This window comes from Nocardia carnea, from assembly GCF_029868325.1.
GTDB classification, from domain to species: Bacteria; Actinomycetota; Actinomycetes; order Mycobacteriales; family Mycobacteriaceae; genus Nocardia; species Nocardia carnea_C.
Genome location: NZ_JARWNW010000290.1, coordinates 38,228 through 51,183, shown reverse-complemented (window position 1 = coordinate 51,183; position 12,956 = coordinate 38,228). Strand labels below are relative to the sequence as shown.

The 12,956-nt window shown below is 68.6% G+C and carries 12 protein-coding genes; 5 read left to right on the top strand and 7 right to left on the bottom strand.

Translation table 11 applies throughout. From position 1 onward, the window contains the following. Positions 1–95 precede the first annotated feature (95 nt). The 3 genes from QH196_RS28025 (at position 96) to QH196_RS28015 (ending at position 3,961) form a co-directional block, all read left to right on the top strand. A complete protein-coding gene (locus QH196_RS28025; RefSeq protein WP_280418844.1) occupies positions 96–1,223 on the top strand; it encodes a diaminopropionate ammonia-lyase in 1,128 nt (375 codons plus the stop codon). A gap of 12 nt (positions 1,224–1,235) precedes the next feature. Next, positions 1,236–2,504: a hydantoinase/carbamoylase family amidase gene (locus tag QH196_RS28020; protein ID WP_280418843.1), complete on the top strand. Its 1,269-nt coding sequence runs from the start codon at positions 1,236–1,238 to the stop codon at positions 2,502–2,504. Between the two features lie 380 nt (positions 2,505–2,884). Then, entirely contained in the window at positions 2,885–3,961 is a 1,077-nt protein-coding gene (locus QH196_RS28015) for a Gfo/Idh/MocA family protein (protein ID WP_280418842.1), read from the top strand. Between the two features lie 12 nt (positions 3,962–3,973). On the opposite strand, the gene QH196_RS28010 is transcribed toward QH196_RS28015, so the two are convergent. After that, positions 3,974–4,420, bottom strand: coding sequence for an Lrp/AsnC family transcriptional regulator (locus QH196_RS28010; RefSeq protein ID WP_280418841.1), 447 nt, complete (start codon positions 4,418–4,420; stop codon positions 3,974–3,976). Positions 4,421–4,493: 73 nt separating this feature from the next. On the opposite strand from QH196_RS28010, the gene QH196_RS28005 reads away from it, so the two are divergent. Continuing rightward, entirely contained in the window at positions 4,494–5,231 is a 738-nt protein-coding gene (locus QH196_RS28005) for an AzlC family ABC transporter permease (protein WP_280418840.1), read from the top strand. Beyond that, entirely contained in the window at positions 5,224–5,547 is a 324-nt protein-coding gene (locus tag QH196_RS28000) for a branched-chain amino acid transporter permease (RefSeq protein WP_280418839.1), read from the top strand. Before QH196_RS28005 ends, QH196_RS28000 begins: the two co-directional genes overlap by 8 nt. A gap of 132 nt (positions 5,548–5,679) precedes the next feature. On the opposite strand, the gene QH196_RS27995 is transcribed toward QH196_RS28000, so the two are convergent. The 6 genes from QH196_RS27995 to QH196_RS27970 all read right to left on the bottom strand — a co-directional run bounded on the left by QH196_RS27995 (position 5,680) and on the right by QH196_RS27970 (position 12,955). Next, positions 5,680–7,074, bottom strand: a complete 1,395-nt coding sequence (locus QH196_RS27995; RefSeq protein ID WP_280418838.1) for a DUF4153 domain-containing protein — start codon at positions 7,072–7,074, stop codon at positions 5,680–5,682. A 994-nt stretch (positions 7,075–8,068) separates the two neighbouring features. Continuing rightward, on the bottom strand, positions 8,069–9,016 hold the full coding sequence (locus tag QH196_RS27990) for a HAMP domain-containing sensor histidine kinase (RefSeq protein ID WP_432279568.1): 948 nt from the start codon (positions 9,014–9,016) through the stop codon (positions 8,069–8,071). Positions 9,017–9,153: 137 nt separating this feature from the next. After that, the gene (locus QH196_RS27985; RefSeq protein ID WP_280418836.1) at positions 9,154–9,855 is read right to left on the bottom strand and encodes a response regulator transcription factor; all 702 of its coding nucleotides are present in this window, start codon (positions 9,853–9,855) and stop codon (positions 9,154–9,156) included. Between the two features lie 233 nt (positions 9,856–10,088). Then, positions 10,089–11,468, bottom strand: a complete 1,380-nt coding sequence (locus tag QH196_RS27980; protein WP_280418835.1) for a tripartite tricarboxylate transporter permease — start codon at positions 11,466–11,468, stop codon at positions 10,089–10,091. After that, a complete protein-coding gene (locus QH196_RS27975; protein ID WP_280418834.1) occupies positions 11,465–11,959 on the bottom strand; it encodes a hypothetical protein in 495 nt (164 codons plus the stop codon). The genes QH196_RS27980 and QH196_RS27975 overlap by 4 nt, the downstream gene beginning before the upstream one ends. A gap of 33 nt (positions 11,960–11,992) precedes the next feature. After that, positions 11,993–12,955, bottom strand: coding sequence for a hydroxymethylglutaryl-CoA lyase (locus QH196_RS27970; protein ID WP_280418833.1), 963 nt, complete (start codon positions 12,953–12,955; stop codon positions 11,993–11,995). Between the last annotated feature and the right edge of the window lies 1 nt (position 12,956).

The following is a 12,956-nucleotide window of genomic DNA, read 5'->3' as shown; positions in this document are numbered from 1 at the left end:
GCGCAGCTTAGCAGGGCGATTTGGCTTAAGTCACTTGACAGTTGTCATACAAATTTCTATTCTGAACCCGTCATTCGCAGCCCGGGAGGAACGTGATGTCAGAACCGCGACTGGTGCGGAACCCATTGGTAGCCAAGGACACCGTGCGTCCACTCGTCGACGGTAGCCGGGATTTCCACCGGTCGATGCCCGGCTACCGCCCCACTCCGCTCGCCGCGCTCCCCGCGGCCGCCGCCCGCCTCGGCGCCGGCTCGGTGCACGCGAAGGACGAATCCGCCCGGATGGGTATGCCGTCGTTCAAAATCCTCGGCGCCTCCTGGGCCACCTACCGGACCCTGCTCGCACATCTCGGCCACCCCGCCGACAGTGGCCTCGGGCTCACCGAGCTGAAAACCGAACTCGCCGCGAAGGCGCCGGGTTTGCGGCTGGTCTCGGCCACCGACGGCAACCACGGGCGTGCCGTCGCCCGGATGGCCGCGCTGCTCGGACTCTCGGCCCATATCCTGGTGCCCGAAGATATGGTGCAGGAACGGATCGACGCCATCGCGGGCGAAGGCGCCCGAGTGGAAGTAGTGCCCGGTGGTTACGACGACGCCATCCGCCGCAGTGCCGAACTCGCCGATACCGATTCGCTCGTCGTCTCCGACACCTCATGGGAGGGATACGTCGACCCGCCGTCCTGGGTGATCGACGGATACTCCACGATGATCGGCGAAATCCTGGACGAGATCGCCGCCGGCGGCATCCCCCGGCCGACCGTGGTGGTCGCGCAGATCGGAGTGGGCGCCTTCGGTGCCGCGGTCGCGCGCGGATTCCGCGAGAGCGCGGGCACCCGGCTACTCGGCGTGGAACCCCTCGACGCCGACTGTGTCACCGCCAGTATCGAGGCCGGCGGTATCACCACCATTCCCGGCCCGCAGCGGTCGATCATGGCCGGACTCAACTGCGGCACACCGTCGGTGATCGCCTGGCCGGATGTCTCCGGCGGTTACGACATTTTCGCCACGGTCACCGACGCTGCCGCCGAAGACGCCATGCGGCTGATGTATGCCGACGGCGTCGTATCGGGTGAGAGCGGGGCCGCCGGGCTGGCCGGATTGCTCACCCACGCAGGCGAACTGGGGCTGGGACCCGACGATCACATTCTGATCTTCTCCACCGAGGGCGCCACCGATCTCGCCAACTTCAACCGTGTCACCGGCGCCGCGCTCGCCGGCGCGTGAGTGGAGGAGCACATGACTACATCCGATATCCGGGTCGACGCCGACCGGCTGTGGCGATCACTCGGCGAATTGGGTGACGTAGGAGCATATTCCGACGAGGACACCGGCCTGCGCGGTGTGCGCCGGCTGGCCCTGACAGATGCCGATCTGGCCGGGCGGGACCTGGTCACCGGCTGGATGCGCGCGGCCGGGCTCACGGTGATCATCGATCGGATCGGCAATATCTACGCCCGCCGTGACGGCCGCGACAACACCCTGCCGCCGGTGATGGTCGGATCGCATATCGACACCGTCGCCACAGCGGGCCGGTTCGACGGATGCCTCGGTGTCCTCGGCGGACTCGAGGTGGTCCGCACCCTGAACGACCACGGTATCGCCACCGAACGGCCGATCGAGGTCGCCGTGTTCACCGAGGAAGAAGGGGTGCGGTTCGGCACCGATATGCTCGGCAGCGCGGTCGCCGCCGGCCGGATCGAACTGGACGACGCACGGCAGCGGACCGATCCCGATGGTGTGAGTGTCGGCGCCGAGATCGACCGGCACGCGCTGGCCGGTGAGGTCGCGGTACCGATCCGGGCGCCGTTCGCCTACCTGGAATGTCATATCGAACAGGGACCGATACTGGCGGCGGGGGATACCCGGATCGGCGTAGTACAGGGAGTCCAGGCGATCACCTGGCTCGAACTCCAGATCACCGGGCGAGCCGCGCACGCCGGCGCCACACCGCATCATCTGCGCCGCAATGCCGGCCTTGCCGCCGCACTGATCACGGTGCGGCTCAACGAGATGGTCGAATCCGGTGAATACGGCGCGATGCTGGCCACGGTGGGGCGGCAGGTCAACTATCCGAACCTGATCAATATCGTGCCCGAGAAATCGCTGATCACCGTCGATCTGCGCAATCCCGACGGCGCGGCCATGGAACGCGCGCAAGCCGATCTCGCGGCCTATATCGCCGAAGTGGAGAAGCTCGCGGGGGTCACGATCACCTCCCGCACCACGGCCGCGACCCCGCCCGTGGTGTTCGCGGAACAGATGCGGGACCTGGTCGAAAAACATGCCGCGAACCTCGGGATGAGTAGTGCCCCGATTACTTCCGGCGCCGGACACGATGCGGGCGAGATCGCCGCACTGTGCCCCGCCGGAATGATCTTCGTTCCCGGCCTCTACGACGGAATCAGCCACAACCCGCGGGAATACTCCACCCCGGAAGCCTGCGCGGACGGTATCGATGTACTGCTGCATGCGGTGCTCGACCTCGCAGGAGTCGCCCCACGCTGAATGCCTGCGCGTCGGGCGGTCGCTGGGGCCCGTTCCCGGTCGCATGATCTCCGCCTGACCCCGGCCTGCCCTGGGGTCGGCCCCGGTCCAGCTCGGCTCGGCTCAGCCCGGTTCGGTTCGGTTCGGCCAGCTTGGATCGGTTCGGCTCGGACCCAGCCGGCCCGGCTCGGACCCGGCCAGCTCGGACCAGCCTGGCTCGGCCTGGTTCGGTTCAGCCCGCTCGGTTCGGCTCCGGAGGCCCGGGCCGACTCCGCAGTACGCCTCAGTGGCGGTTCAGTTCCCTGCGGTGCGATTCGGGCTGAATCGGCCGGGACAGGTAGTCGCCGCGGGGCTTCTGTTATTCGGTTGACCGGGACCTCCCGGGCACCGAGGATGCTGCCATGCGCGTGGGTGTCGTGGGTTTGGGGATGGGGTTGTATCTGGCCACCTGGTGCCGCCGGCTCGGGATCGAAGTGGTGGCCGCATGCGACCGCGACCCCGGCCGGCGGGCCGAAGCACAGGAGCAGCTGCCGGTCGTGCGGCTGGTCGACGAATGGCCCGCCCTGCTGGAGGAGCGGCTCGATGCGGTGGTGCTCGCCAACGATTTCGACGAGCACGCGCCCCTGGCCATCGCATTTCTCGACGCGGGCGTCCACGTGCTTTCCGAATCCGCGGCATGTGCCGACGAACAGCAGGCGCGGGCGCTGCTTGCGGCGGAGCGGCGTTCTGCGGCCACCTATTCGTTCGCCGAGAACTACGTGTTCCATCCGCACATCCAGCTGGTGCGCACCATTGTGGAAGCGGGAGAGATCGGGCGGGTGAACCTGATCGAGGCGGACTACCTGCACGGGATGGCGCCGGAGGCGGTTGCGTCGCTGATCGGCGATCCGGCGCACTGGCGTGGCCGGATCGCACCGACAGCGTATTGCACCCACACGCTCTCACCCGTCCTCGCTCTCACCGGGGCGCTGCCCACCGAGGTGGCGGCCTTCCCGGTCGACAGCGCCGATCCGCGCCCCGCCGTGGTGATGCTGGTGCGACTCGACGACGGTGGGCTCGCGATCACCCGGCACGGTTTCCTGCAGGGCGAACCGGACAGTCATTGGAGCTGGTTCTCGGCGCGCGGGAGCGAGGGGCTCGCCGAATCGGTGCGGGCGCCCGGTGAGCGCGCGTGGTCGGTGCGCGTGCGCAAGGAATCGTGGACCGATCCCGGCGGAACCGTGCGCGACGAGGAACGCGAACCCGCACAGCTGTTCCTTCCCGACGGAACGCGCGTGGAGCCGAAGGCTGAAGGTACGGTGCGAATCCTCGAAGGATTTCGTGCGAGCGTCGAAGACGGCCGGCCGCCGCTCGTTCCCGCGTTGCCCGCGGTTGCCGCATCGCTGGTCGGTATCGCCGGTGCCCGCTCGCTGCGCGAGAATTCGCGCCCGATACCGCTGCCGGATTTCGTGGTCCGCGGTGCCGACCCGGCCCCGTGACCGCGCCCGGGATCAGTCGTCGGTCTTGATCTTCTTCATGATGAGGTGGGAATCCACCCGGGCCACGGCCCGCAATCCCATGAGCTTTCCCGTCAGGAACGTTTCGAAGACTTCCTGATCGGTGACCGCCACCCGGACGAAATAATCGGGCCGGCCGAACAGCCGGTGGAATTCCACCACCTCGTCGTAGGAGGCGATGGCGGTCTCGAATTCTTCCACCGTCTGCAGATCGTTGATGCTGATCTCGACCGCGACGATCACCTCGAACCCGCGAGCCAGCGCCGCCGGGTCGACCTGTGCGCGGTAACCGCTGATCACACCGGCTTCCTCGAGCCGTTTCACCCGGCGCAGGCACGGGGGTGGTGTCAGCCCCACCCGCTTGGCCAGCTCGACGTTCGTGAGACGGCCGTCCTTGCGGAGGTGAAACAAAATATCTCTGTCCACAGAATCGAGATGCATATATGTCCCACAGCGCTTGTTTCCGGTCAGATGAGGAAACCATATTACGCCGAAAGAAACATAAAATGACCTGGTGAACAGCACTTCGGCACCGACAGCGATATCCGGCACTCCGGCTCCGGTCACGCCGCGCTCGGACCTGCGGTCGGCGCTGGTGGACACCAGCTCGGTCGGTCTCGCGTTGTTTCCGCTCGGGCTCGCGCTCGGGGTCCTGGTGGTGCACAGCCACCTGGCCTGGTGGTGGGCCCCGGTGTTCGCCGGGATCGTCTACGCCGGATCGCTCGAATTCCTGCTGATCGGGCTGGTCACCGCCGCCACACCGTTGGCGCAGGTGGCGTTGGCCGCGTTCCTGGTCAATTTCCGCCACGTCTTCTACGCGCTGTCGTTCCCGCTGCACCGGATCCGTGGCCGGTGGGGCAAAGGGTATGCGACCTTCGCTCTCACCGATGAGGCCTACGCACTCACCACCGGCCCGGCCGCCCAACAGTGGAGCGGCCGCCGCATCCTGTGGCTACAAGTCCTGTGCCAGGGGTATTGGGTGGCCGGAGCGACCGTCGGTGCCGCGGGCGCGGCGCTGATACCGGTCCAGCTCGAGGGCCTCGATTTCGCCTTGACCGCGCTGTTCGTCGTCCTGGCCGTGGACGGCTACCGCGCCGATCGGGATGTACCGGTGCCGGTGCTCGCCCTGCTCTGCGCCCTGACCGCCCGGGTTCTGCTGCCCGGGCAGATGTTGCCGGTCGCGCTGGGGCTGTTCCTGGCGGCCCTGCTCGTCCGCCGGGCATTCACCGCGAAGGAGACCGCCGATGCCTGATACCGGCTATCTGATCGCCGCCACGGCACTGTGCTCGGTGATCACCTGGTCGCTGCGCGCCCTGCCGTTCGCGGTGCTCGCCCCGCTGCGCGCCAGCCGTATCGTCGACTATCTGGGTCGCCATATGCCGGTCGGTGTCATGGTCATCTTGGCCGCGTACACCCTGCGCGATAGCGCCCCCACCCAACTGTGGATCACCGGCCCCGCCCTCGCCGTCACCCTTGCCCTGCACCTGTGGCGCCACAACGCCGTCCTCAGCATCCTGACGGGTACCGCCGTCCACGTCGCACTGACCACCGCCCTGGCCTACACCTGACGTGTTCGTCGCGGCCACCTTCGACGTTCGGGTTGCCGCAGCGGTGACCCGGCACGGTCGAGTCCTGGGAGACCTTGCCGCAGCAGGAGCCCGGGCGGCTGTGGCATCGGAGGCGATCGGATTGCAGCGGGCTCAGCGGGCTCGGGTGCGGGCCAGGTTCCAGCTGTTCCAGGTGTCGTCGTCGAGCTGATCGTCGAGCCTATCGAGGAGATCGTTGCGCATCGGGACGGGCAGGCGGTCGAGGGCGGGGACGATATCGACCGACAGGCCGGCCAGGTAGCCGATATCGAGATCCTCGCCGCGCTCCCAGCGGTCGATGTTCTCGGTGGCGACCAGGCCCTCGGGATTAAGTGCGGCCAGCGCCAGCAGGGCGGCCGTCCCCGTCGCGATGGCACTGCGCGGCAGCCACGCGGTTTCCAGGCGCAGGACGGCAATGATCACCAGCACGTAGACGATGCCCAGCCAGAGTTCGCAGGTGCCGACCAGCAGCCGCAGCACGGTGAATCCGTACGCCTGCTGGTAGGTCCACATCCGTCCGAGCGCGGAGGCGATCATCACCAGAGTGAGCCCGCTGATCGCGCACAACAGGCCGCGCAACCACAGCCGGTCCACGGCGGTGTCGCGGGCGGCCCGGTGCAGGACGGGCAGGATGACGGCGAGCGTGAGCACGGTGACCGCGGAGAGCTGCCAGAAACCGCTCCGGGCATATTCGGCGTAGGTGAGGCCCGCGGTGCGCTGCACATAGTCGTCGCCACCGAACAGGGCCACCAGTTGTGCACCGAGGAACAGCGCGAACACGGCCGTCAGGGCACCGACCGGCAGACCCCACTCCAGCCGTGCCAGTGTCCGTTTCGCGGCCTTCGGCTGACCGTCGGCCGGGAGCGGGGGGCCGGCAAGCAGGTACAGGGCGCCCAGAGTTCCGATACCTGCCCAGACGAACACCAGGACCCAGCGAGTCAGGGTATCGCCGTCCATTCGCGGCACCAGACCGTCGACCAGCGCGGCGAACGTGGCGTCGGCGCCGGCCAGCAGCGGGACGAACACCGCAAGCAGCGCCACCGTGACCGCGGCGGACACACCGAGCCGGCGATTACGCGCACCCGCGCCGCCGGGCCGTTTACCCAGCGCGTTGTACACCCAGGCGACGGCCCCGATCGAGGCCAGCGGAACAGCCAGCGCATCCCGGAATATCCCGCGTTCCGACCGCCGGCCCACCACCGCGAGCGACCCGGCCACGGCCGCGGCCGCCACACACAGAACGAACAACCACCCCGCGGCCCGGAAAGTACCGACCGCCAGCAACGCCAGGGCCGCGATCGCCCACCACAGCCGTTCCCGGTTCGGCGCCTGTGCGTGCGCCGCTCCCGCGGTCCGGCGTGCCCGGTGATGGACCACACCGACTGCGGCCGCCGCCGTTGAACCCGTGAGCAGCCAGCCGATTCCGGGGCGATCGAGCGGAACGGTCGCCGCGGCGACCAAACCCGTGACGGCCGCCGCGGGCAGCACACCCGCCGGGTACGCGATCAAGTGGCGGCGTGCTGTGACTGCCGATGGCCTCGGGTATCCCGGTGCACCCAGTGCGCTGGGCGGTTGCAGTGGTGCCCGGTTGCCGGGACCTCGGACTGTGGGATCGGATGCCGGATCCGCGGCACATCCGTTTTCGGCGGGGTGTTTCGCAATATCGGCGACCGCAACCGGTGAACCGTATGCCGGCGCGGCCGGATTTCCTGCCCCGGCCGCGTGACGTCGAGCGCTGGCCGGGGCAGCGGTACCGGCCGCTTCTTCGGCTGCGGCACCTGATGTTTCGGTTGTCCCGGTCGTCACGAGCGTGTCGGCCGAACTGGCCGAATCCGCAGACACGGTCGACCCGGCCGATCCCAACGGGTTGCTTGTTGCTGCTGCCGGTATCGGTTTCGCGTTGTCGGTCGCTGCTGTCGAGTCGTCGGGTTTCACGGGGTCGGCCGTTGCTGGGAGTTCTGTTGGTGTGGCCGGGCCGGTTGACGCCGGGGTCTCGGTCGGTCTCGCGCGGTCGGTTGTTCCCGACGAGTCGTCGGGCTTGGGCGGGGCGGTGGTTGCCGGGGTCTCGGTCGGTTTCCCGCGGTCGGTCGTTCCTGTCGAGTCGTCGGGCTTGGGCGGGGCGGTGGTTGCTGGGGGTTCTGTTGATGTCGCCGTGTCGGTTGTTCCGGTCGCGTCGGCCGGCGTCAGCAGGTCGGCCGTTGCCGCGGGATCGGTGGGTAGCGACGGATCGGTTGTCCCCGCCGGCGCGGCTGATCTCGACGGGTCGGCCGGTTCGGCGGAAGCCGTCGAACCGATGTTCTCGGTCGTCCCCGCGATCCCGGGCATCGCTGAGTTCGCGGTTGCCGGCGTGTGTTCGGGCTCGGCCGGTTCCGCCGACGTCGCCGGGCTGGTCTGTTTCGGGTCGTTGTCGTTCGGTGTGGATCTTCTGGGCATGGAGTCCCTCCTGAAGGTGTGCGTTATCGCCCCGGGGCCGATCGGCGGCCGGGCTGTGCAGATGGATCGGTCAGTGGTCGGGTGGTTCGGTGGCCGGGAGGATCACGCGGATCCGGGAGCCGGGGCCGGTCACGGCGATGGAGCCGCGATGCAGATCGATCACCCAGCGGGCGATGGCGAGTCCGAGCCCGGTGCCACCGCCGTCGGTGCGGCCGCCGCGGGTGAAACGATCGAAGATCCGCTCGCGCTGGGCGGGTGGTATGCCGGGGCCGTCGTCTTCGATGTCGATGACGAGGTCACCGCCCGCGGTGTGGGCGCGCAGCCGGACCTCACCGCCGGCCGGACCGTGCCGGGCGGCGTTGTCCAGGAGGTTCAGCAGCACCTGGTGCAGGCGGGCGCGGTCGGCGTAGACGGTCGCGGCCTCCGGTTCGGCTGCGCTGCGGAAGCGGATTCCGCGACCCGATGCCGCCGTCATGACCTCCACCTCGGCCACCACCTCCGCGAAAAGCGGTGCGATGGCGAATACGCCGCGGTCGAGCGGGACGGCACCCGCTTCGATACTCGATATATCGAGCAGTTCGGAGACCAGCCGCCCGAGCCGCTCGGTCTGGGCGAGAGCCGTTTCGAGTGTTTTCGGATCGGGTTGCGATACCCCGTCCACGAGGTTCTCCAGGACGGCGCTCAGCGCGGTGATCGGGGTACGCAATTCGTGCGAGACATTCGCGATGAGGTCGCGGCGCTGCTGGTCGGCGGCGGCCAGATCGTCGGCCATCCGGTTGAACGCCGCGGCCAGCTGGCCCACTTCGTCGCGCGAAGAGGCGCGTACCCGGCTCGTGTAATCGCCGCGCGCCATCCGCTGCGCGGCCGCGGTCATCTCCCGTAGCGGCATGGTGATGCCGTGGGCCAGGAACTGGGAGGACACCAGCGCGATCACCATCGCCGCCAGCGTGGTCATCGGTGGCAGCCAGCCGATCTGCAGGCGGAAGTAGCCGAAGGCGAGTCCGCCCGCGAACAACATCAGGACGGCCAGTTTGAGTTTGATGGAGCGGATCCGGTCCAGCGGCCGCGGCAGCACCGCCGCTACCCGGTCCGAGGCCCGCCTCACCCCGCCCAGGACCCCGCCCCGGTCCGCGGAAGGGGTGCGCGTGGGTCCGCTCATCTGCTCTCCAGGGCGTAGCCGACACCGTGGACGGTGCGGATCAGGTCGGCGCCGAGTTTGCGGCGCAACGCCTTGATATGACTGTCGACCGCGCGGGTGCCCGCGGCATCGGCCCAATCCCAGACCTCCTCGAGGAGCCGTTCGCGGGCCAGCACCGCGCGGGGGCGTTGCGCCAGCCGGGCCAGCAGATCGAATTCCAGCGGCGTCAGCTGCGCTTCGACTCCGCCACGCCAGACCCGCCGCTGATCGGCGTCGATCCGCAGATCCCCGACCACGGTGATCGCGGCGTTCTGTCCCGCGGCGCGTTCGACCCGCCGCAGCAGGGCGTGTACCCGGGCGGTGAGTACCCGCAGGGAGAACGGTTTGGTGAGGTAGTCGTCGGCGCCGACGCCGAGACCGATGAGCTGGTCGGTTTCGTCGGTGCGTGCGGTGAGCATCAGCACCGGCACCGGCCGTTCGGCCTGGATCCGCCGGCAGACTTCCAATCCGTCGAAACCGGGCAGCATGATGTCGAGTACCACGAGATCGGGTTCGAATATGCGCGCCGCGGCGACCGCGGCGGGCCCGTCGTGGGCCAACTCCACCGTGAACCCTTCGGCCCGCAACCGCGCCGCCACGGATTCGGCGATGGTGAGCTCGTCGTCCACCACCAGAATCCGCCGCGCCGTCGCTCCCCCTGCCGGTGCCTTCTGTTCCATGATCGGGGAGCCTAGCCACCCCATGTGGAGAGAACAGGCGCCAATTGTGGAGATTCTGTGTGCCCCGCAGCTCGATCGCCGCGAACCGCCGGTGTCCGTTCCCAACCTGTGGAAACGGTGGCACAGTCTTCGGCAACGCCCGTACTGATCGAGCACGCACCGGTCGACACAGCAACGGCGTGTACCGCCCCGGGAAGGGCCGGTACACGCCGTGCTTCGGTACGGGCGGTGTCTCAGAGCGCGAGCACCGCGGGGATGGTCAGGACCGCCACGTAGTAACCCATGAACAACACTCCGGCGTGGATCTTGAAGAACCGGCACAGCAGCCCGCCGACCAGGCCGACCGTGAGTGTCACGGCGAGGCCGAGTATCCCGCCCTCCCAGACACTGATCACCACGACCAGTCCGGCGAACGCGGCGATGATGGCCTCGTGGCTCACGTAGCGCACGACGATACTGGCGGCCCGGTGGGCGAAGTTCATCGCGAACGGGTAGGCGATGAGCACCGCCACCGCGACGGCGGCGAGCCCGTAGAAGAGGAATTCGGTATTGGTGAGCGCGGTCGACAGATTGTCGATATTGCCGTTGCCGTCGTCGGTGGTGAAAACCGGTGGGGCGTTGAACAGCGGCGCGGCGGGTCCGGCGGCGACCGGGCTCAACGGCAGCCCGAAAGCGATGAGCGGGATGAGCGCTTCGGCGATATAGGTCGATTCGGTGGTGCCGTTGCGCGCGGCAATCACCGAGGTGAGCCGGCGGTACCCGTGTTTGACCCTGGTGGCGACCACTTCGCCCATCAGTACCGTCATGGCGACCGGACTGAATACGAACGTCGCGCTGGACACCGTGGCGGTGGCCGCGACATAGCCGGTCTGCCCGCGGTCGAGGATCCGGAACGGATTGGGGAAGTACCCCTTCCATGTCTTGACATCGGGAGCGAGCCATACTGTCGCCGGCTCCTTGCGCGCCATCTCGGCACGTCCCTGCGGGCCCAGTGACAAGAAGAGGTCGGCGATCAGCGGTCCGACGGCGATACCGAGGAAATAACTGATATTGAGTGCGACATCGTAGGACTCGGTGAGCTGTTTGAGACCCAGGATGAGGACGACGAACGGTACGAGCGCGAGCACGCCCGCCCATTTCCCGGGCGACGCATAGGCGATACCGATCGCGGCCAGCAGGAACAACCACGGCGCGGCGGACTGGACATGGTCGGCGACCGGGGCCAGCAGCGTGGCGAACAGGACCGCGGCCGGGACGGCGATCACGGCGGCGATCACGGCCGCGGAGATCGCTTTGCGGAGTGCGATATGCGGTACGCCCAGCGCGCGCAGCATCCGCGCTTCGCGCATGAGCGGAACCGCCATCGTGTCCCCGGGTATCCCGAGCAGCGTGGTCGGCGCCGCATGCGTCATATGTTTGGCCACGGCCCCGGCGAGGAAGAACGTGAACACCGCCGCGGGGGGCGCGCCGAGCAGGATGACCAGCAAGGTCAGCGGGGCGATGGTCGCGGTTTCGTCGGTCCCCGACACCATTCCGATCAGCGAGAAGACGATCGCGCCGATCACGGCGAGGATGACGGCCAGCGCGATATCGCTGGTGAGGATCGCACTCATGACGTGACCCCGGTGTTCTCGCGTTCGGCCGCGGCGAACCGCGGGCGCAGCCCGAGGTCGTCCAGTTCACGCCGGGTGTGGTCGGGCAGATCGTCCAGCGATCCCAGGCCCTGCCGTTCTTCCTGCAACGTGGCGATGACCTCGCCGACGGCCGCGTCTTCGGACGCGTCGGTGACCACGATCCGTTTCGGCCGGAACAGCCGCCCGCAGATCACCCCGGCCACCACACAGCCGGCGATACCCACCAGCAGGGCGTAGGCGTCGGCCAGCGATTCGTTCGCCACGAACGAGGAGAATGCCCAGTCGGACAGCAGAAGCGCGGCCAGGCTCACCCCGATGCCGATGACCACGGAGAAGGCCAGATGGCGACCGACGACGGTGTCACCCCACACCTCCAGGTACTGCGGGTGTTCGCCGCCCGGGGCCGCCGGTGCGGTGGCGGGTGGGTCGGCCGGTGCCGCCGGCACTGGCGGCGCGGGTTCGGTGGGCATGGGTACTCCGTCGGCGTCGAGGGGTCGGGCTGGTCAGGAAGTCGAGGCGGCGAGTGCGCGGACCACTCGCGAAGGGCTGGGGCGGCCGAGGACGGTGGACATCCAGCGGGAGGTCGCGACCAGCGCGTCCAGGTCGATACCGGTGGCGATACCTAGTCCGTGCAGCATCCACACCAGATCCTCGGTCGCGAGGTTTCCGGTGGCTCCGGCGGCATAGGGGCAGCGGCCCAGGCCGCCGGCCGCACTGTCGAACTCGGTGACGCCGGCGGTCAGGGCGGCGTAGACGTTCGCGAGCGCCTGGCCGTAGGTGTCGTGGAAATGCATCGCCAGGGTCTCGGGGTGGGTCCCGCGTGCGGACAGGGTCTCCAGGAGGTCGTGGACGTGTCCGGGTGTGGCGACACCGATGGTGTCGCCCAGCGAGATCGAGCCCACCCCCATATCGAAGAGGTGTTCGGCGATATCGGCGACGGCACACGTGTCGACGGCGCCCTCCCACGGATCTCCGAAGCACATCGAGATGTACGCGCGGGTGGCGAGCCCGTGCGCTGCGGCGCCGGACACGACGGGGCGTGCGGATTCGAGGGCGCCGCGGACCGTGGTGTTGAGGTTCTTCTCCGCGAAGGTCTCGGTCGCGCTGACGAATACGGCGAGTTCGGTGGCGCCGGCGGCCAGTGCCCGATCGAGCCCGCGGCGGTTCGGGGCCAGGACCACCTGGCGGATATCGCCGGGCAGATCGAGGCCGGCCAGCAGGTCTTCGGCATCGGAGAGCTGCGGAATCCAGCGCGGTGACACGAAACTCGTGAGCTCGACGGCCGAAACACCGGCGGCGACGAGACGCCGGCAGAATTCGGCCTTGTCCGCCGTCGGTACCACGGTGGCCTCGGCTTGGAGGCCGTCGCGGGGACCGACTTCGTAGACCCGGACCGCGGCCGGCATACCCGGCCGCGGGTGCGCGTGCGGCATCGGCCGCCGGACTGTTGTGAGATCCGAGCTCATC

Coding starts and splice junctions, on each gene's coding strand:
- QH196_RS27985 (WP_280418836.1), bottom strand. CDS start 9,855: ATGGAACAGAAGGCACCGGCAGGGGGAGCGACGGCGCGGCGGATTCTG.
- QH196_RS28000 (WP_280418839.1), top strand. CDS start 5,224: ATGCCTGATACCGGCTATCTGATCGCCGCCACGGCACTGTGCTCGGTG.
- QH196_RS27980 (WP_280418835.1), bottom strand. CDS start 11,468: ATGAGTGCGATCCTCACCAGCGATATCGCGCTGGCCGTCATCCTCGCC.
- QH196_RS28025 (WP_280418844.1), top strand. CDS start 96: ATGTCAGAACCGCGACTGGTGCGGAACCCATTGGTAGCCAAGGACACC.
- QH196_RS27990 (WP_432279568.1), bottom strand. CDS start 9,016: ATGTTGTTCGCGGGCGGACTCGCCTTCGGCTACTTCCGCCTGCAGATC.
- QH196_RS27975 (WP_280418834.1), bottom strand. CDS start 11,959: ATGCCCACCGAACCCGCGCCGCCAGTGCCGGCGGCACCGGCCGACCCA.
- QH196_RS28020 (WP_280418843.1), top strand. CDS start 1,236: ATGACTACATCCGATATCCGGGTCGACGCCGACCGGCTGTGGCGATCA.
- QH196_RS28010 (WP_280418841.1), bottom strand. CDS start 4,420: ATGCATCTCGATTCTGTGGACAGAGATATTTTGTTTCACCTCCGCAAG.
- QH196_RS28015 (WP_280418842.1), top strand. CDS start 2,885: ATGCGCGTGGGTGTCGTGGGTTTGGGGATGGGGTTGTATCTGGCCACC.
- QH196_RS27970 (WP_280418833.1), bottom strand. CDS start 12,955: ATGAGCTCGGATCTCACAACAGTCCGGCGGCCGATGCCGCACGCGCAC.